Genomic DNA, 20,026 nt, shown 5'->3' with positions numbered 1-20,026 from the left:
ATTATATCACATGTTCAGAGGGGTTGCGATTCCTCCAGGATCATTTTCAGCGCCCGCGGTCGCACGAGCGATCGATCGAGCCCGCCCTCGCGGTTGCGGGAGCGCCAGAGCCGTTCATGCTCGGGGAGGACGCGAGCGAGGAAGTCGACGGCCGCGGCGGTCGCCTTCGCGCCGCGTTCGGGATCGGTGAGGGCGACGTTCGCGGACACCGCCGCGGCGATCCAGCCGCAGGTCGCGATGATCTCGTCGCGGACGATGGAGGGCGGAGCCTCGCGCGCCGCCCGGTCGACGAAATCGATCAGCTCGAAGACGTCCTTGGCCGATTCGGCACCGTAGGCGGAACCGGCGAGGGCGCCGGCGAGGATCGTCCTCTTGGTCGACGCGTCGCGACCCGGAGCGGGGTCGATGAACATGATCGAGCGGAAAGCGGTCGTGCCGTTGTAGACATAGTCCTTCTCAAGCGACGGGTAGGTCGACAGATCGAGGATGCAACGGCCGAGACGACCCTTGCCCTCCGGAGCGAGATGACGGTCGATGTGGCGGATCACCGCGGTCTCGGACGGGGCCTCTCCCCACGCGACACCCGCCGCGTGGAGCATCCCCGGCCATGAGAACGGGAGGTACTGGAGGTGCCCGAAATCGCCCCAGTCGGTCTGGAGGATGCCGAGGCCGCCGTACCGTTTCATCGCCGCGGCGGCGCGCCTGGTGGTATCGATCATGTCGCCGCGGCGCGACGCGAAGCTGTTCCATGACGACGTCCCGGGGGCGGCGACGAGCTTGAGTCCGGTCTTCGCGATCGCTTCCGCATGCGGTTCGAAGGGATAGCCGCGGTCGTATCCCCAATCGATGAAGACCGCGTCCTTCGGCAGTTTCGCAGCCGCTTCCGGATGGTTGACGAGGACGTCGCCCCAGAGCATCGGGGTCTTGCCGTACCGCGCCGCCTCGGCGCACAGGAGGTCGATGAAGTCGACGTAGACGGCTTCACGGCCGCGCGTGTCGCACACGGCCTTCGACTTTCCCTGCCCGAGTTCGAACGGTTCGTCGCCGCACAGGTTGAAGTAATTCGAGGTTGTCCGCGGCAGCATGTCCGCGTATAGTTTCTTCACGAGTTCGAGACTGCCGGGATCGAGCGGATTCAGGGTCGAGGCCGGGAACGGGAAGCCCCATGCGACGAACCCCTCCTCGCACTCGGCGAGAGGGTGGTACTCCGGTCGTGCGAGCCAGGCGGACATGTGTCCGAACCCGTTCTGGCACGGCACGAAGTCGATTTCGCGCGCGGCGCAATAGGCGTCGAGCTCCTCGTATTCGGACGGCGTGAAGGGCGTCTCGTCCTTCCACACCTCGGGGAAGGACGGATAGGCGTAGGAAAAACCCTCGACGTAGAGTTCGAAGTGGTTCATCTTGACCATCGCGAGCGCGTCGACGAAGCGCTCCACCGTCGCCATCGTCGGGATCTTGTCGCGGCTGACGTCCATCATGAAGCCGCGGAGCGGCAGGTCGGGTTCGTCCGCGATCGCGACACAGGGGATCCGGCCGCTGCGCGGGTCGACCAGCTGGCGGAGCGTCTGGAGCGCATAGAACGCGCCGCGGCGTCCGGAGGCGACGATCCGGACGGTCCGCGGATCGACTTCGATCCTGTAGGCCTCGGGGCCGATCGTCGGATCCAGCGAAAGCTCCAGACCTGCGTCCACCCGTCTTCCCTGACGGTGCGGAAACCACTCTTCGACGAAGCCGGCCAGGTCTTCGAAGGGCGGTTCGAAGCCGCGGCGGGAAAATCCGCCCGCGCAGGACGCATGCCCTTCACGTACTTCGTATCGCTTCGGTACCGGAATGATGTTCTTCATGGTTGCGTTTCTCCCGTCTCGACGATCCTGTCGTCGTTGATCGAATACAGATAGGTCCGGACCGGCAGTCCGGTCATGCGTGCGACATAGTCGCGATAGCCGCGCAACTGGGCGGCGTACGCGGGATCGTCGATGCGGGAAAGCTTGTAGTCGACGATCGTCGCCGCGGTCCGGCCGAGCAGAAGCAGGTCGATCGTTCCGCGCGTCGCGGTCGCGTCCGTACCGTCGATGAACGCGAGTTCCTGCCGGATCTCGCAGTCCCGCCAGCCGGCGAGTTCGGGATGGGACAAGAAGCCGAGGACGCGGATCCGCCATTCGGGTTCAAGTCGCGCGAGCGACGGTTCGAGCCGCTTGAAGTCGATGCTTTCAAGGATCGCGTGGAATCGCGTCCCGACGGCCAACGCGGCCTTCACGGCGGAATCGGGAAGCGTCGGTGCGCGCTTGGCGAAGCCGGATGTCGGGACCGTGCGCGGGCGAAGGTCGAGGGCGACGGTCCGGACCGGACCGACGGAAACAGCCGGCATCGCGGTCGGCCGCGGTAAAGTGGCGGCGGTCGGAACGGGAACCCTCCAGTCGCGCAGCGCGGGGATCCCGCGGAGCAGGTCGGCGAACGAACCGGCGCCGAGACGATGGCTCTCGGTCATCGTTCCGGACGCGTCGTACGGCGGATAAGGCAGGTCGTCCTTGCGGGCGTCGGCGAGGAAGAACATCTTTTCGCGCGTCCGCGTCATCGCCACGTACAGCAGGCGGATCCGTTCCGAGACCATGTCGCGGTCGACGGCGTCGCGCAGGAGGGCGTGGACGAAGGTGTCCTTGAAGCCGCGGTCGAAGGCCTTCGTGACGAGACCGAAACGGAGGTCGAACAGGAAGAACCCCTTCGTATCGGCGCGGTTGAACCGCTTCGACAGCCCGGGATAGAGGCAGAACGGAAATTCGAGTCCCTTCGACTTGTGCATCGTCATGATCGTGACCGCGTCGTCGCGGAGTTCGACCGGCTTCGCATACTCGATGTCGAGATCGCGCGACGACTCGATGCCGGAAATGTAGTCGAAAAGACCGGCGAACCCGGCCGCCGGCAGCGCCGCGGCCTTCTCGAGCAGATGGTCGAGTCGGGCTTCGGCGCTTTCCGGTTCGGGAAGCGTCGCCGCGTGGCGGTAGATGTCGCAGCCGTCGTAGAGCCGCGCCAGAAAATCCGGTGCGGTCGCATCCGCGGCCGCGGCCGACAGCGTGCGCACGAGGTCGCGGAGGGGGGTAAACGCCGCCGGCAGGATCCGTTCGCCGAATCCGGTCATGCCGCGGTCGGCGACGAGGGGCAGCGCGATGTCGTCGCGAATCCGATAGACGAACGAGCGGGCGGCGGCGTAAAGGGAGTGGCGGAACCAGTCCGCCGCATACGCGGGATCGGTTTCGCAGCGGACGAGACGGAGGATGGACAGGACGAACAGGATCTCGGTGGACGACAGGAAACGCTCGTCGGCGACCGCGAAGGCGGGAATGCCCGCGGCGACGAAGGCGTTGCGATAGACGTCGAAATCGGTCTTCCGGTCGACGAGCACGCAGAAATCCCCCGCGCGGCACGGTCGGTCGACCAACCCGCCTTCGGTCTTTTCCGTCACACGCGTTCCTTTCGCGAGTTCGGCGGCCACCAGGCGGACCAGAAGGTCGGCCTCGACGGCGGTCGGCGCGGATTCACCGGGATCGTAGGCGATCACCGCGGGGGCGAAGTCCTCATCCTCCGTCGCCTTTTCGCGCGCCGCCGTGAGTGATTCGCCGGCGCGGTAGTCGACGCCGCCGAGGGGTTCGTCCATGAGCGCGGTGAAGACGACGTTGACGGCGTGGAGGACCTCTGAGCGGGAGCGGAAGTTGTCGGAAAGCCGGATCAGGTCGCCGTCGCCGCCGTTCTCGACGGCGCGGCACTTGCGGATGAAATTGCCCGGATTGGCGTCGCGGAACCCGTAGATCGACTGCTTGACGTCTCCGACCATGAAGACCGACCCCGCGGAAAGCAGCTCGACGAGACGATCCTGAAGGTCGTTGGTGTCCTGATATTCGTCGACCATGATCTCGACGATGTCGGCCGCGCAGCGTTCACGCGCCCGTTCGACACGCTCCAGAAGCGCGATCGCGAAGGCGGTGACGTCGTCGAAGCCGAACAGGTTCAGATTCCGTTTCGCCGCCGACAGGCGGGTGCGGTAGTCGGCGACCGCTTCGAGCACCGTCGTGACGACGGAACGCGTCTCGTTCCAGGCGGCCGCGAGTTCCTGCTCGTTTTCGGCATAGAACGACTCGAACCACTTCTTCGCCTTCCCAAGGGTTCTCCGGAAGGGGGCGACCGCGGATCGCATCGCGATCGCGAGTTCCTCGTCGAGATCCTTCGCCTTCGCCGGCGTCGCCGGTACCTTGCAGGCGGATACGGCGGCGCGCAGGGAACGGTAATCGGTGTCGGGGAATGCTTCCGCGAGCGCCGCATAGGCGGCCGCGGCGGGACCGGCCTTGGGATGCGCGAAGCCGGACAGACCGTCGGCGGCGGCGCGTGCGGCGGCGCGAAGGTCGTCGCGGCGCCGCTTCAGGAGCGCGGAGAAGCGTCCGAGCAGTCCTTCCACGGCGATGTCGGAGTAATGGTCGCGGTCATATCCGGCGAGCCATGCGTCGGCGTCGGGAATCTGGCGCATGCCGGCGGCGACGAGCCTGACGGCTTCCGCGAATCCGTCGTCGTTTCCGTTCCAGACGCGGTCGACCGCCGACAGGAATCCGGGATCTCCGTCGCGATAGCGGTCGAGGACGACGTCCGCGAGAGTCGTCTCCTCGAGGCGCCGGAGGACGGCGGAATCGGCGATCCGGACGTCCGCCGGCAAGCCGAGCAGATGGTGGTTCTGCCGGACGATGCGGAGGGCGAAGGCGTCGAACGTCGAGATCACGGCGTTGTCGAGTTTCGGAAGCTGGTCCTTCAGGGCCGCATCGGATTCGATCTGCTTGCGGATGCGTGCGCGCATTTCGGCGGCGGCGGCGTTCGTAAAGCTGAGGACGACGAGCTTGTCGACGTCGATCCCTTCGCGGATCCGGGAAAGCACGCGGGCGGCGAGCACGGCCGTCTTGCCGCTGCCGGCCCCGGCGGAGACGAGAATCCTGCGGCGGCGCGATCGGATGGCGTGAAGCTGGTCACGGGTGAAGGCCATGTCACTCATCCTCCGTTTCGATCGCCGATTCATCGACGGCGATCTCGGGGATCCGGTCGACGGAGTAGCAGATTCCGCGGTTCTCGCAGTATTCGCAGGAAGCCGAGGGGCGGCCGGCGGGGCGTGGTTCGGGATCGATCGCGTACGACCCGTCGACGATCGCGGCGACGGCTTCGGCGATGAAGCCGTCGATCCTCGCCACCATCTCGGAGAGCGTCTCCGCGTCCGCGACGGCGGAGCGTTCGTAGAAGTTTCCGTCGTCCTTGATGCGGACGTTCCGGAGCGCGGCGGGACCGCCGACGGCGTCGACGGCCTCACGCGACGCGAGGATCAGGCCGTCGAGCCGGAGGGCGTCGGCGACCATGTCACGGACATCGGAACGGACAATCCGGCCGAGGGTGACGGGCTGGTAGTGGAATCCGCCGGGAGCGGCGCCAGGAATCGCCTCCGTCTTCTCGAGCAGATGGAGATAGAAGACCGGTTGGATGTCCGTTCCCTTGGCGAAATCGGTTCGGGAGAAGGATGTCGCGCCGGTCTTGTAGTCGACGACGAAGACGAGATTTCCACCCTCGCGTTCGAGGATCGCGACGCGGTCGATGGTGCCCTTCACGACGAATCCGGATGCATGTTCGAACGCGTACTCGAACTCGCGCTCGTGCGCGAAGTCGCGGACCGTCGCGTCACGTCCGCGCAAACGGTCCTCGACGATCTCGAGCCGTTTCGCCAGCAGGTTCCCGAGAACCGCGAGCCGCGGATCGGCATCGGCGTGCGCCGCGGCCGCTCTGCGCGCTGAATCCGCGGCCGGAACCGCGTCCGCGAAGGCGTCGCGGAGCGCCTTGTGGGCGATCTTCCCAAGTTCCTGGGAATCGGTCGCCGCATACGGAGCGAGTTTCAGGAGATGGTCGCAGAGAAAACGGAAGCGGCACCGGTGGAAGGTTTCGACGGAGGTGGCGGACAACACCGTCCGTCTGCCCCGCAGGCGCATCGCGGATGCTTCCGAAAGCGGTGCGAAGGCGGGATCGTAGGCATCAAAAGACGTCGAAAAGCGGGCGGAGAAAGCCGAAAAGCCGTCTTCTTGACGGCCGAATGCGCGTTCTTCATGAAGTCCTTTCGCATAGGTGAGGAACCCGTCCGACTCGGATTGGAGATGGTCGGAAGGGGCATAGGGCTCGGGTCGGACCGGACGGAGTCCCTCGAGGAGGAACGCGGGACGGGTTTGAGTACCCTCGCGTTCGCGGGGACGGAACAGGACGACTCGCTTCAGGGACGCGACCGCGGCACCGAGGCGTTTGCGGTTCCGGAGGTTGGCGGCGACGGCGGTCTCGAGGCCGAGGGCGGCCTTCTCGACGTCGCGGAGGTAGTCGTCGTCGACGACGGGCGACGGGAATGCGTCGTCGAGATAGTCGAGGATGAAGATCCGCCGCGCATCGTAGCCCGAAAGGGACGTGTGGGGGACGGAACGGACGACGCCCGTCGAACGTTCCCGGCGCACCGGTTCGCGGGCGCACTCGAAGGCGAGCAGCCCGGGACGGAGCGCTCCCTCGTTCCCGTGGCGCGAAAGGATCGAAGCGATGGCGTCGAGCGCGGCCTGTCCGGCGGCGGTCGCGTTCGCCGGATCGGTACGAAGGCGATCGAAGGCGGCCAGAGGATCGTCGGCCGCTGTCGCGAGGAAGGCGGCGCCGAGCGGGACGCGGTCGAGGGGGACGGTCGCATCGTCGACGACGGTGAAACCGTAGGCGGCAGAAAGCCGCGCGAGCTTGCGGACGGCGGCGGGCGACGCGTTGACGATCAGGACGTCGTCGGGCGGGACACCTTGGGAAAGCGTCTCAGCGACCAGCGCGGCGACGGCGCGGAGCTGCTCCTTCTCGTCGGCGGTCTCGATCAGGCGGATCGGGGATGGATCTGCATCAAGCAGGTCGAAACGGGCCGAGGCGCGGAAGTCGGCGTGATCCGGTGGTTCGACGTCGTTCAGGAGGACGACGCGCTCGGGATCGGGTCGAAACGCCGCGGGAAGGAGTCTGCCGTCCGCGACCAGCCGGCGGATGATCGCATGGAGGTCGGCGAGGGCGGGTATGGTACGTCCGGATGCGAGGACGCGAGGACAAGCGGCGGCGATCCGGGCGGCATGATGGACGTCGAAGCCGGTGAAATCCATGATCGCCTCGAGCGCGTCGTCGGCCAATGTCGGCAGGAAGGCGGACGGGTCGACCGTCTTGAACGGCGGAAGCGCGTGCGCCGTCGCGGCGCGGCGCAGGAGGGCATCGGCGTCGGCGGCGGAAGCGACGACGATCCTGTCGCGAAGCGTCATCCATCGATCATCCATGCGATCCCCTCCGTTCCCTTTTCACGTCCATTATATCATGGACGGCCGAAGACGGCGCGGGGCATTCCGATAAACGAAAGAAAAAACGCGGCCGGGGGAACGGCCGCGTCCTTCTCCGCCATGGGGCGGGGGAGCGTTATTCGATGGAGATGAATTTCTTGGCCTTGACGTTGGTTCCCTGGTGTGGGATCGAGAGGGTCAGGACGCCCTTGTCGATGGCGGCCTTGACGTCCTGTTCGGCGACGTCGTCGCCGACGTAGAAGCTGCGGGCGGCGCTGCCGAAGGTGCGCTCCTTGCGCAGGAAGTGCGCGCCCTTGTCCTCCTTCGACTCCTCCTTCTTCGCTTCGACCGTCAGATAGCCGTTCTCGAGGCTGATCTTGATGTCTTCCTTGGCGAAGCCGGGGACGTCGATCTGAAGCGTATAGCCTTCCTCGGTCTGACGGATGTCGGTCCGCATGCAGTGGTTGACCTGGCGGTTCCCGAAGCCGGGGAAGAAGCCGTCGAAGAAGTCGTTGAAGATGTCGAGGTCGTCGTTGCCGTTGCGTCTGATGATTGCGTTCATGGATGATATCCTCCTATATGTGATTGATATTGGCACTCGTCTCTCTCAAGTGCCAACCATATTATAGCATACTTGTTAGCAGTGTCAAGCATTGAGTGCCAATCTTCACAAAAAATCCACAATCGCTTCCACGAAAAGAAATGAGCCATCAAAGATGGCTCGAGTCACTTGAACAGAATCGTCGAGAGATAGCGTTCCCCGGTGTCCGGCAGGACGAGGACGATCTTCTTCCCAGTCATTCCGGGTTCTTTGGCAAGACGGATCGCCGCGGCGAGCACGGCTCCGCTCGAGATTCCCGAAAGAATTCCTTCGCCGGAGGCGAGTTCCCTGGCGCAGGCGACGGCCTCCTCGTTTGAGATGCGCTCGATCCGGTCGACGACGGCGGGATCGTAGTTCCGCGGGATGAACCCGGCGCCGATCCCCTGGATCGCGTGCGGCGCGGGCGCTCCTCCCGAAAGCACGGGAGAGCGTTCCGGCTCGACGGCGATGATCGTGACGGACGGCTTTCGTCCCTTGAGGAAGCGGCCGACGCCGGTGACCGTGCCGCCGGTACCGACGCCGGCGACGAACATGTCGATCGTCCCGTCGGTGTCGGCGAGGATCTCCGGCCCCGTGGTCGCGGCATGGACGTCCGGATTGGCGGCGTTCTCGAACTGCATCGGCATGAACGCCCCCGGAGTGGCCGCACGGATCCGCTCCGCCTCCGCGATCGCGCCCTTCATCCCGAGCGACCCGTCGGTGAGCACGAGCTCGGCGCCATAGGCGCGAAGCAGCGCCCGGCGTTCGAGCGACATCGTCTCCGGCATCGCGAAGATCGAACGGTATCCCCTGGCGGCGGCGACCATCGCCAAGCCGATGCCGGTGTTCCCGCTGGTGGGTTCGACGATCGTTCCGCCCGGCTTCAGGCGGCCGTCGCGTTCCGCGGCCTCGATCATCGCGAGCGCGGCCCGGTCCTTGACCGACCCGCCCGGGTTCTGCCGTTCCAGTTTGGCGAGCAGGACGGCGGACAGACCGTGCGTCCGTTCGATCCGCGCGAGGCGGACGAGCGGGGTTCCGCCGATCAGGGCGGTGACGTTTTCGAAGATTTTCATGGTTTCTCCTTTGCGGCCGATGCCGGTCGCGGGACGTCGGGGATCTTGCCGGCGACTTTGGCCCCCGCGGGGACCGATACGGTGATGAAGGCGTTCGAGCCGATCGTCGCACCGTCGCCGACGACGGTGGATCCGCCGAGGATCGAGGCGCCGGCGTAGATGGTGACGTCGTTTCCGATCGCGGGATGACGGCGGACGCCGCGAAGCGACTGTCCGCCCTTGGTGGTGAGCGCGCCGAGGGTCACGCCCTGATAGATGCGGACGTTTCGGCCGATGACCGCGGTCTCGCCGATCACCACCCCGGTGCCGTGGTCGATCATGAAGCGTTCGCCGATGGTGGCGCCTGGATGGATGTCGATCCCGGTTTCGCGATGGGCGAACTCGCTCGCCATCCGGGGCAGGAACGGAATTCCGGCCCGGTCCATCGCATGGGCGAGCCGATGGACCAGGATGGCGTAGAAGCCGGGGTAGGCGACGACGATCTGGTCGCGGTTGAAGGCTGCCGGATCGCCTTCGTAATGCGCCTCGAGGTCGAGGGCGACGAGCGTGCGTACCGCGGGAAGGGCGGCGAGAAACGCCTTCGACAGGTCCGCGGCGCGATGCTTCGCCTCGCATGCCGCCTCGGATCCGTCGAGATAGCGGAGCACGCGGACGATTTGCCGGACCAGCCGGCGGTGGAGCCGGCGGATCGCGATCGCCGTGCGCAGGCGACCTCCGGTCTCGGGACCGCGGTCGCCGAAATAGCCGGGCAGAAGCAGTTTCTTCGCCTCGGCGACGATGCGCTTGACTTCCCTGTTCGACGGCATCCCGCAACGCCCGTGGTCGCGCAGGATCGGTCGTTCGCGATGCGAGCGGTCGAGGGAATCGACGATTTCACGGATGGTCATGGGGATCGCCTCCTTGTAGCCCATCATTATAGCAAATATCCCGCTTTGATCCAAGCGATCCGTCCGGAAACGCAAGAGTCCGGCCGGAGCCGGACTCAGAAGCGGAGCGTGACGATTTCGGGAAAGAAGACGAGCAGGAAGCCGAGAACGACCATGATCGCGCCGCCGACGAGGGTCGACCACCGCGCGTAGCGGGAGGAGATGCCGGTGACGCGCATCGTCACCATCGCCGCGGCGAAGACGATAAGGTCGTCGAGCAGGAAGAACAGGATGTAGAGGCCGATGAACCCGTAGTAGGAAGCCGCCGGCAGCTGGTTGTAGACGAGGATCTGGGTGAACAGGAGCGGCAGGCCCGCGGAGCAGGCGAGTTCGACGAAGTTGACCGAGACCGCGAGCGTCACGATACCGAAGAGCGCGATCCAGAAACTGCCGTTCTTGACGATGGCGCGGACGCGGTCGGCGATCTTCCGCTTCTTCTTCGCGTCGGTGACGTCGCATCCGGCGTCGGGGATCTTCGCCTTCCGGAAGAAGCGGACGACGTTGCGGATGCCGAAGGCGAAGGCCGCGACCCCGATCACGATCCGGATCCACTGGACTTCGGAGATCGTCAGCGCGACGTTCAGCCATGCGGCCATGAAGAGGAAATACATCGCCGCCGAGGCGAAGAGGAACGCGCTTCCGAGCAGCCACATCCGTTTCCGGTCGCCGTGGTCGGCGAGGAGCGTGATCAGGAACAGAAGGACCCACATGGCGCACGGATTGAAGCCGTCGACGAAGCCGATGAGGACGGCGGCGAGGCCGAGCGATAGGTCTTCGACGGCGATTTCGCCGATGATCGGCAGATCGATCACGTCGCCGTCCGCATACCCGAACTCGTCGAAGTCGGCTTCCGTCGGGGTACCGCCGGCGGCGACGATCCCGACGACGTCGGCGTGCGCCTCCGTCGAATAGCGTACGATCATCGTCTCGATGTCGCGCCCGGTCTGGTCGTTGTATCCGGAAAAAGCGACTCCGCCGAGGACCGTGTACGGCGTTCCGGAGACGTCGCCGAAAGCGGTCTTGACGGCTTCGAAGAGGGCCGCCGCCTCAGCATCGGTGACTTCGTACTTCATGACCACGAGGTTGTCGTGGCGCGCCGCGATCGCGTCGAGCGCGACCTCCTCGGCGGCGCAGTTGACGCACGTGTCGAGATGGAAGAAATGGAGGACGACGACGTTCTCCGCCGTCGCCGTCGGTCGCGGGAAGGCAAGCAGAAAGCCGAGCAGAAGGAACGCCTTGAGCCACTTCTTCACGGGGCGATTCCCCCGAAGAAGCGTTCGAGTTCCTTCATCGTCTTCTCGCCGACGAGACGCAGGACCTCGCGCGTGCCGTCGAGGACGATCATCACCGGCAGGACGTCACCGATACCGTACTGGCGTACGGCGTCGACATCGTCGTCGTAGTCGTAGTCGATCTGACGGAAGTCGGGTCGATCCTTGAAGAAGACGCGCCAGCGGCTCTTCATGATCAGGCAGGAGGGGCACCAGACGGCAGTGAAGCGCAGGACGGTCATCGTTCGGCCACCTCCCGCACGCAGGCGATCAAGGCGTCGAGTTCGGATTCGAGGGTGAGATGCGAGAGCGAGATGCGGATCGAGGTCGTTGCCCGCCGTTCGTCCCCCGTCAGCCGCAGGACCGCCTCGGAACGCGACGACCGGGAACTGCACGCGGTCTGCTTCGAGACCGCGATGCCGCGTTCGTCGAGAAATCGGACCATGTCCGCGGCTTCGCGCGAGAGCACGCTCAGATTGAGAATGTGCGGGATCGATCCCGTGGGACTGTTCACGAGAACGCCGGGAATCGACGCAAGCGAAGCGACCAGCCTTTGCGCGAGGAAGGCGACGCGATGTGCGTGTTCCGGCTGGAGCGCGACGGCTTCCGCAAGGGAATCCGCGAGCGAGACCGCAAGCGGAGCGGCGGGGGTTCCGCTCCGGTATGGCGTGGTCGAGGCGCCGCCGTGGATCTGCGGTTCGAGCAGGACGTCGCGGCGCTTGATCAGCGCGCCGACGCCCTTCAGACCGTAGAACTTGTGCGCCGACAGGCTGGCCATGGCGATTCCGGCGAACGGGACGGGGATCTTTCCGACCGCCTGAGTGATGTCGGAATGGAACGCTGCGCGCGAGCGGGCGGCGACGAGAGCCGAAAGTTCCGCGATCGGCTGGACGATGCCGAGTTCGCTCGCCACGGCCGCGACGGAGACGAGGATCGTGTCGGGTCGCAGGGCGCGTTCGAGCAGTTCGGGAGTGACGCGGCCGTCGGCGTCGGTCTCGACGACGTCGACCTCGAAGCCGTGCTTGGCGAGGTAGCCGAAGCAGGCGGTGACGGACGAATGCTCGAACGGCGAGAGGATCAGATGGTTGCCTTCGGCGCGATGGTGGAGCGCATAGCCCTTGATCGCGAGGTTGTTGGCCTCGGTCGCACCGCTGGTGAAGACCGTTTCGCAGTCGACCGCTCCGAGCGCGCCAAGGACGGTCGCGGACGCCGACCGCATCGCTTCTTCCGCCGCGCGTCCGAAGGCGTGCGTCGAATTGGCGTTGCCGAAGACGTCCCGGGAGGCCGCGGCGAACGCGGCCAGCGCACGGTCGGAAGGCGGGGTGGTCGCCGAATAGTCGAGGTAGATCATGCTTGTCGCTTCCCTTCGCTTGAGGAATCAGACGTCATTCGGTATAGTGGATCGCGCCGCCGAGAACGCCGGCGGCGGCCTCGCGGATCGTTTCGGAAACGGTGGGATGGGCGAAGATCGTGGCTTCGAGGGCTTCGGCGGTCACGCCGTTCTGCATCGCCACGGTGATCGTCGCGATCAGTTCGTCGGCGCCGTCGCCGAGAATCGTCGCGCCGACGAGCGCACCGGTGCGTTCGTCTCTGATCAGCTTGACGAACCCGAGCGGCTGGTTCAGGATGAGGGCGCGTCCGTTCGCCGAGAACGGCGACTTCGTGACGCGAAAGGGAATACCGCGACGGTTCAGTTCCGCCTCGGACATGCCGACCCAGGCGACGGTCGGGGTGGTGTAGAGGACCGAAGGCACGAAGCGGTAGTCCATCACCGTCGGGATCCCGAGGATGTCTTCGACGGCGACCGCGGCCTGGCGGCTGGCCACATGGGCGAGCTGGACGAGATTCGTGACGTCGCCGATCGCGTGGATTCCCGGTATGTTCGTCCGCATCCGTTCGTCGACGGCGATCCCGCCGTTTTGCGAGAGCGCGACGCCGGTATTCTCGAGTCCGAGTCCGGAAAGTTCGGGAACGCGTCCCACGGCCGACAGCACGAGGTCGGCCGAAAGCGTCTTCTCGACGTCGTCCTTGCGGTAACGGATGGCGACGCCGTCTCCGGCGGTTTCCGCGGTGACGATCCGGACCGCGGTCTCGACGCCGATGCGGGCCTGTTTCGCGAACCGGAGAAGTCGCGAGACCGCGTCCCGGTCCGCCATCGGCAGGATCTCGGGAAGCGCCTCGAGGACGTCGACCTTGACGCCCAGACGGGCGTAGGCGAACGCGAATTCGATTCCGATGATTCCGCCGCCGACGACGATGAGCGACTTCGGGAGCGTCTCCATGGCGAGAATTCCCTCTGAATCGACGACCTTGGGAAGGTCGAATCCAGGGATCGGCAGCCGTCTGGTCTTCGCGCCCGTGGCGATGATCACATGTCTGGCGAGGAGCGTCCTGGTTGCTTCCGCGTCCTTGACGACGACGGTACGGGCGTCGGTGAACGATGCCGATCCGACGAGGACTTCGACGCCCGCCTTTTCGAGCAGGAAGCTGACGCCGTCGACGAGCGTCCTGACGATCCCGTCCTTGCGCGCCCGGATGCGAGCGTAATCGACGGAGACGTTCTCGGCGCCGACGCCGTAGTGCGCGGCGTTCTTCGCTTCCTGATAGACGTCCGCCGAGCGGACGATCGCCTTCGTCGGGATGCATCCGACGTTCAGACACGTGCCGCCGACGAAACGGCGTTCGACGAGAGTGACGCGGAGACCTTTCTTGGCGGCGAGAAGCGCCGCGACGTAACCGCCGGGACCGGCGCCGATGACGACGAGGTCGCGTTCTTGGAATTCGCTCATGGGAACCATCCTTTATTCAAAAAAGTCGCAGCTGCATGGAAGCAGACTGCAACTCCGTTCTATCGACATCATTATATCAATCGCCCGCGCGATTGTCAAGATTCGGGGGTGTGCGTGGCTCGCATTGGTTCGAACGACACGAACCAGGCGCCGAGCAAAAGCAGTGCGAGTGCGATTCCGAAGATCCATCCAGGGAGTTCCCGGAACAGGACGATCGACAGGCCTGCGCCGATGAAGGGCGCGATCGCGTAGTAGGATGCAGTACGGGCGGCGCCGAGGTGAGCCTGGGAAGTGACGTAGAGGAAGATGGAGAGACCGTATGCGACGAATCCGAGGAGAAGCGAGGCGATGATCGAAACGCCGTCGAAAGCGAAACCGCCCGTCACGAATGCGATTGCGAGCGCGACGGTGCCCGCGCCGTACCCTTTGACGACGACGACCCGGAGCGGGTCCTTCGTCGAGAGCATCCGCGTGCAGTTGTTCTCGAGGCCCCAGCATGTCGCCGCGGCGACGATGAAGAGAGAACCGGGGGAGAAGGCGAGTGCGCCGCCCTCGTCGAACGCAAGTAGCGCGCTCGCGGCGGTCACGAGCAAAATCCCGATTCCGACCCGTCGCGAGATCTTTTCGCCGAACGAGAAGAAGGCGAAAAGGGAAGTGGCGACGATCTCGAAATTGTTGAGAAGCGAGGCGTTCGCCGCTGCCGTCGTCTTCAGACCGACGAGCAGCAGGATCGGGGCGGCGACGTCGAGTGCGACCATCAGGACGACGTAGACGCGGTCGCTTATCGCAAACCGCGCGATGTTTGAGCGATTGCGTCGGAAGAGACCGACGACGGACATCCCGACTCCCGCGCCGAGGTAGAGGAGACCGGCGAGCATCGCCGGGGAGAGTTCGTGAAGCAACATTTTGGAGAGCGGTGCGGCGATCGCGTAGAGCGCGGCCGCAGCGAAAGCGTAGAGCACATGCAAAGGATGTTTCAATGGTGTCACCGTCCACGTTCCATTATAGCAGACTTTCGTGCCGTCGCGGAAGTTTCACTCGATCGAACGGTTAGCACTCTTCTATTGACAGTGCTAACAAATGGGCGTATAATGGATGCGAGAAAGAAAATGGGAGTGATACCATGCAGCAACAGGAATACGAGAATCCCCAGAACGACCAGAATGTCCTCGAGAAGTACGGTCGGAACATCATCACGCAGGTCAAGAGCGGGAAGGTCGATCCGGTCATCGGCCGCGAGGAGGAGATCCGCCGGATCGTCAAGATCCTCTCGCGCAAGACCAAGAATAATCCCGTCCTGATCGGTGAGCCGGGGGTCGGGAAGACGGCGATCGTCGAAGGCCTCGCCCGCCGCATCGTCGACAAGGACGTCCCCCTCGGTCTCCAGAACAAGACGATCTACGAACTCGATATCGCCAGCCTGCTCGCCGGAGCGAAGTACCGCGGCGAGTTCGAGGAGCGCCTCAAGGCGGTCCTCGACAAGATCAAGGCCTCCGAGGGCGAGATCATCCTCTTCATCGACGAGATCCACATGATCGTCGGCGCCGGACGCACCGAAGGCGCGATGGATGCCGGGAACATGCTGAAGCCGATGCTCGCCCGCGGCGAGCTCCACTGCATCGGCGCGACGACGCTGAACGAGTACCGCAAGTACATCGAGAAGGACAACGCCCTTGAGCGCCGCTTCCAGAAGGTCCAGATCGACGAACCGTCGGTGGAGGACACGATCTCGATCCTGCGTGGCCTCAAGGACCGCTTCGAGGCGTTCCATGGCGTCCACATCAACGACGCCGCGATCATCGCCGCCGCCACTCTGTCGCAGCGCTACATCTCCGACCGCTTCCTGCCGGACAAGGCGATCGACCTGATCGACGAGGCCTGCGCCTCGACGCGCATGGAGATCGACTCGATGCCGGCGGAACTCGACGGCATTACCCGTCGCATCATGCAGCTCGAAATCGAGAAGCGCGCCCTCGACAAGGAGTCCGACCCGGTCACGAAGGAACGGCTCGTCCGACTGAAGGCCGAACTCGAGGGCCTGCGCCGCGACGAGGACGCCCTCAAGACCCGCTGGGAGCGGGAAAAGGGCCAGCTCGAGCGGACCAAGGCCAAGAAGGCCGAACTCGAGCGGCTCCGCGTCGAGCTCACGAACGCCTTCAACCGTTCCGACTACTCGAAGGCGGCCGAACTCCAGTATTCGAAGATCCCCGCCATCGAAAAGGAGATCGCGGAAGCCTCGAAGCACGACGCCGACCGACTCGTGAGCGAGGTCGTGGGCGAGGATGCGATCGCCGAGATCGTCTCGAAGTGGACCCAGATCCCGGTCGCCAAGCTGATGCAGGGCGACCGCGACAAGCTCCTCGGTCTCGCCGACGCCCTGCGACGGCGTGTCATCGGCCAGGACGAGGCGATCGACCTCGTCGCCGACGCGATCATCCGCCAGCGCGCCGGAATCAAGGACACGTACCGCCCGATCGGCTCGTTCATGTTCCTCGGCCCGACCGGCGTCGGGAAGACGGAGGTGGCACGTTCGCTCGCCGAACAGCTCTTCGCCTCCGAAACCCACATCGTCCGCATCGACATGAGCGAATACATGGAGCCCCATTCCGTCGCCCGCCTGATCGGCGCCCCGCCCGGATACGTCGGTTACGACGAGGGCGGCCAGCTGACCGAGGCGGTTCGCCGCAAACCCTACTCGATCGTCCTCTTCGACGAGATCGAGAAGGCCCATCCGCAGGTCATGAACGTCCTCCTCCAGATCCTCGACGACGGCCGCCTCACCGACAACCAGGGACGCACCGTCGACTTCAAGAACACCGTCATCATCATGACCTCAAACCTCGGCAGCGAATTTCTGATCCGCGATCCCGACCACGGCACAGCCGAGGTCCAGACGCTCGTCCGGCGGCAGTTCAAGCCGGAATTCCTGAATCGCATCGACGAGATCGTCGTCTTCCGCCCGCTCTCGCGTGAATCCCAGACCCTGATCGTCGAGAAGATGCTCGACGACCTCGGGAAGCGTCTCGCCGGTCAGAACGTACGGATGTCCTGGAGCGAGGAACTCAAGAAGAGGATTCTCGACGAAGCCTACGACCCCGACTACGGCGCAAGGCCACTCAAGCGCTACATCCAGCGCCACGTCGAGACCTACGTCGCCCGCGCGATCGTCGAGGGGTCGATCCAGCCGAACGTCTATTACGCCCTTGAAGTCCGGGGCGACGGCCTCACGATCGTCCGGAAGTGAAAAAAAAGCGATTCCTCGCGGAACCGCTTTTTTGATGCCTTAGTCTTCCTCGCGCTTGCCGAGCTTCTTGTCGAGCATGAGGAACGTGCGGCGGTCGCCGCCGTAGTTGTCGTAGGCGAGCAGGTTGTCGTTCGCGTTCTTCTCCTCTTCGGCCTGTTCCTTGATGAACCAGTGGAGGAACTCCTGCGTGCGGAAGTCCTTCACGGCCTGGGCGGCGGCGTAGATGGCGTCGATCGAAGCGGTCACGAATTCCTCGTGGCGGAGCGATTCGACGAGCGGGTCGCGCAGCGTCGGATAATCCTTCGTCGGCTTGGCGATCGCGTCGAGGACGACGGCCTCGCCGTTGCCTTGAAGGTAATGCATGAACTTGAACGCGTGCTCGAGTTCCTCCTTGGCCTGGATGTCGAACCAGGCGGCGAAGCCCTCGAAGCCGAGGTTCCGGTAATGGTTGGCGATGTCGACGTAGAGATACGACGAGAAGAGTTCCTTGTTCACCTGTTCGTTGATCAGTTTCACGACGTTTTGGTTGAGTTTCATTGTTTGTCTCCTTTCTTGGTTTCGTGTTTCCATTATACCATGGATGGGCGGTTTTCGCCAGCCGGACGCCCGGCGACTCCCAGGCAAGAATGGAAAAGACGGCCGAAGACGTCTTCATTCATGAAGAATGAGCCAGTCGAGAAACCCGGGGAAGCGCCGCTCCCATGCGGATTCGTGGTGCGGGGCGCCTTCCTCCTCGACGTAGCGGAGATCGGCGATCCCGCGCCGTTCGAGCGCGTCGCGGATGGCGCGGGCGCCGTCGAGATAGAGCGCCGGAAAGGCGGGATTCCCACCGTCGGACGACTCGGCGGTGCCGATGTCGACGTAGCAGGACGCCGGATGGGGAAACGCGGCGGACAATTCCGCGAGCAGCGGTTCGCGGGCGAACCAGACCGCGGGGGAGAAGGCCCCGACCTTGCGGAAGGTCTCCGGACGGCGGCACGCCGCATGGAGCGAGATCAGCCCGCCCATCGACGATCCGGCGATCCAGGTTGAATCGGGAAAGGTCGGATACCGCTTGTCGACGGTCGCCTTGAGGACGTCCGCGATCCAGTCGACGTAGGCGTCGCCCTCGCCCCCGAAGGAGGCGCGGCCGAGACCGGGGATGAAGGATTCCATGTCGGGCTGGACCCACGGGGAATACTCGTCAAAGCGCTTCGGGCTCGGACAGTCGATCCCGACGACGAAGGGGACGCGAAGTCCGCGCCGGGCGGCGTCCGCGATCGCGCGGTGGACGTTCCACGATGCGCCATAGGCGCTCGTCGAGGCGTCGAACAGGTTGTGGCCGTCGTGCATGTAGAGAACGGGACGGCGTTCGTCCGCGGACAACCCGTCGGGGACGAGCACGCGGATGGTCTTGTCCCGGGAGAGCGCCGGGATCCGGATCGTGAGGACGTCGATCTTGGCCATGGGTCTCCTTCAGGTGTCGCGTTCGCCCTTGTAGAGCGTCGAAAGCAGTCTTCGGAGCGGTTCGTAGAGAAAGAGGACGGTCGTGAGCCCAACGGCGGCCATCGTGACCTCGGCCGGGAAGAAGTCGGCGACAAGGTACGGCCAGAGCCGATCGAAGCCGAACGTGATCGCGAAGGGAATCGCGAAGAACCATCCGTAGACGAATCCGAACAGGGTCGCTGCGAGGGTCTTCTTCCAGAGGGCGCCCTTTCGGAGGGCGCGCATCACGACTGCGAACAAAAGCCACGCGGCGAGCATCGCCGGCGTGTAGAGCAGATTGAACGACCCCATGAAGAGGTTGTCGAGCAACACGTAGCCCAGAATCACGGGATAGAGGAGCGCCGAAGGCAGGATCGCCGCGTAGACGGCGATCAGCAGGACCGTCAGTTGGACGTTGATGTCGAAGGCGAGCAGTTGTTCCTGGACGAAGAGGATCGCGAGCAGCATCGCCGAAAGCGTCGCCTCGCGGACGGCGATCCGGGGAGCCCTAGAAGGTCTCGAGCTTGAAGGCATAGACGGCGCCGTCCGTGATCGCGGTCGAGTCGATGCCGGAGTTGGCGTACTCGCCGTTCACGTAGAACGCGATGTATTCGTTTCCGTCGTCGGCGGTCACCCCGGCGACGCCGACGATATAAACGCCAAAGGAGGAGACGTAACCACAGGTGGCGTCTGGATCTCCATTGGCGTCGCCACAATAGGTTTCGAAGGTCGCTCGGACGAGACCGAGGAGGGTGTCGCCCTGATAGAACGGAACGGTTTCGGACGCGACGAGCACGTCGTCCGCGCCGTAGACCTCGAGGGTCACGACGCCGAGCCCGGAGGCGGTGGTGCGGCCGGCCTGACAGCCGACGAGCAAAAACGATGACACGGTCAAAAGCATGATGCCCAGTACTTTCTTCATGTTCTCCCCTTGGGAATGTATTTTGACGCAGGTAGGTCTCCCGGCTCGGTTTCATCTTCCGCGCACCTTCTCCCCTTGCGGGAATGGTCGTCGCGCTTCGTCCGCCTCACGGTTGCTGGCACAGTCCGGGAATTGCACCCGGTTCCCTGTTATGCACCTGTCATCAATCATGGATGTGTCGCCGGTGTTTTCCGGCAAGCGTATTCTACCACAAACGCCCCGCCGATTCAATCCGGACGGAAAGAAAAAAAGACGGCAGTGCCGTCTTGTTCGGAGGATGGAATCAGCGCTCGTTCGCGACGCTCGCGCGGACGAAGCGGAAGTCGGGATAGCTCCGCTGGAGCAGTTCGAGGGAGTTGTTCCAATGCTCGCGGTTGAGCGGCTTGGCCGTCTGGACCTTGACGTTGTGGCGGC

The 20,026-nt window shown here is 64.7% G+C and carries 16 protein-coding genes and 1 riboswitch; of the genes, 1 reads left to right on the top strand and 15 read right to left on the bottom strand.

Annotated features, from left to right (window positions below):
* Positions 1–14 precede the first annotated feature (14 nt).
* The 11 genes from WC509_02825 to WC509_02775 all read right to left on the bottom strand — a co-directional run bounded on the left by WC509_02825 (position 15) and on the right by WC509_02775 (position 14,962).
* Positions 15–1,844, bottom strand: coding sequence for a family 20 glycosylhydrolase (locus WC509_02825; protein ID MFA5006385.1), 1,830 nt, complete (start codon positions 1,842–1,844; stop codon positions 15–17).
* Positions 1,841–5,020, bottom strand: coding sequence for a UvrD-helicase domain-containing protein (locus tag WC509_02820; GenBank protein ID MFA5006384.1), 3,180 nt, complete (start codon positions 5,018–5,020; stop codon positions 1,841–1,843). Before WC509_02820 ends, WC509_02825 begins: the two co-directional genes overlap by 4 nt.
* A 1-nt stretch (position 5,021) precedes the next feature.
* The gene (locus WC509_02815; GenBank protein ID MFA5006383.1) at positions 5,022–7,343 is read right to left on the bottom strand and encodes a PD-(D/E)XK nuclease family protein; all 2,322 of its coding nucleotides are present in this window, start codon (positions 7,341–7,343) and stop codon (positions 5,022–5,024) included.
* Positions 7,344–7,479: 136 nt separating this feature from the next.
* Positions 7,480–7,905: an Hsp20/alpha crystallin family protein gene (locus tag WC509_02810; GenBank protein MFA5006382.1), complete on the bottom strand. Its 426-nt coding sequence runs from the start codon at positions 7,903–7,905 to the stop codon at positions 7,480–7,482.
* A gap of 164 nt (positions 7,906–8,069) precedes the next feature.
* Positions 8,070–8,996, bottom strand: a complete 927-nt coding sequence (cysK, locus tag WC509_02805; protein ID MFA5006381.1) for a cysteine synthase A — start codon at positions 8,994–8,996, stop codon at positions 8,070–8,072.
* Positions 8,993–9,883, bottom strand: a complete 891-nt coding sequence (locus tag WC509_02800; GenBank protein MFA5006380.1) for a hypothetical protein — start codon at positions 9,881–9,883, stop codon at positions 8,993–8,995. The genes cysK and WC509_02800 overlap by 4 nt, the downstream gene beginning before the upstream one ends.
* 95 nt (positions 9,884–9,978) lie before the next feature.
* Entirely contained in the window at positions 9,979–11,175 is a 1,197-nt protein-coding gene (locus WC509_02795; GenBank protein MFA5006379.1) for a hypothetical protein, read from the bottom strand.
* Positions 11,172–11,435 (bottom strand): thioredoxin domain-containing protein, encoded by a 264-nt coding sequence (locus WC509_02790; GenBank protein ID MFA5006378.1) that lies wholly within the window; start codon positions 11,433–11,435, stop codon positions 11,172–11,174. Before WC509_02790 ends, WC509_02795 begins: the two co-directional genes overlap by 4 nt.
* Complete coding sequence (locus tag WC509_02785; GenBank protein ID MFA5006377.1) at positions 11,432–12,544, bottom strand: cysteine desulfurase family protein; 1,113 nt, start codon at positions 12,542–12,544, stop codon at positions 11,432–11,434. The genes WC509_02790 and WC509_02785 overlap by 4 nt, the downstream gene beginning before the upstream one ends.
* Before the next feature lie 34 nt (positions 12,545–12,578).
* A complete protein-coding gene (gene lpdA, locus WC509_02780; GenBank protein ID MFA5006376.1) occupies positions 12,579–13,982 on the bottom strand; it encodes a dihydrolipoyl dehydrogenase in 1,404 nt (467 codons plus the stop codon).
* Between the two features lie 95 nt (positions 13,983–14,077).
* Positions 14,078–14,962, bottom strand: a complete 885-nt coding sequence (locus WC509_02775; GenBank protein MFA5006375.1) for a DMT family transporter — start codon at positions 14,960–14,962, stop codon at positions 14,078–14,080.
* A 143-nt stretch (positions 14,963–15,105) separates the two neighbouring features.
* Here WC509_02775 and WC509_02770 point away from each other — a divergent pair, with 143 nt between their 5' ends.
* On the top strand, positions 15,106–17,226 hold the full coding sequence (locus WC509_02770) for an AAA family ATPase (GenBank protein ID MFA5006374.1): 2,121 nt from the start codon (positions 15,106–15,108) through the stop codon (positions 17,224–17,226).
* Between the two features lie 39 nt (positions 17,227–17,265).
* On the opposite strand, the gene WC509_02765 is transcribed toward WC509_02770, so the two are convergent.
* From WC509_02765 to WC509_02750, 4 genes are all read right to left on the bottom strand, one after another.
* Positions 17,266–17,763, bottom strand: coding sequence for a ferritin (locus WC509_02765; GenBank protein MFA5006373.1), 498 nt, complete (start codon positions 17,761–17,763; stop codon positions 17,266–17,268).
* Positions 17,764–17,877: 114 nt separating this feature from the next.
* Positions 17,878–18,672, bottom strand: coding sequence for an alpha/beta hydrolase-fold protein (locus tag WC509_02760; GenBank protein ID MFA5006372.1), 795 nt, complete (start codon positions 18,670–18,672; stop codon positions 17,878–17,880).
* 9 nt (positions 18,673–18,681) lie between these two features.
* Positions 18,682–19,224, bottom strand: a complete 543-nt coding sequence (locus WC509_02755; GenBank protein MFA5006371.1) for a hypothetical protein — start codon at positions 19,222–19,224, stop codon at positions 18,682–18,684.
* On the bottom strand, positions 19,199–19,612 hold the full coding sequence (locus WC509_02750) for a DUF4430 domain-containing protein (GenBank protein ID MFA5006370.1): 414 nt from the start codon (positions 19,610–19,612) through the stop codon (positions 19,199–19,201). Before WC509_02750 ends, WC509_02755 begins: the two co-directional genes overlap by 26 nt.
* A 12-nt stretch (positions 19,613–19,624) precedes the next feature.
* Positions 19,625–19,788: riboswitch (cobalamin riboswitch) on the bottom strand.
* Positions 19,789–20,026: the final 238 nt, after the last annotated feature.

It is taken from the genome of Candidatus Izemoplasmatales bacterium (assembly GCA_041649275.1).
Lineage (GTDB): Bacteria > Bacillota_I > Bacilli_A > Izemoplasmatales > Hujiaoplasmataceae > UBA12489.
This window is presented reverse-complemented; position numbering and strand designations above follow the sequence as displayed.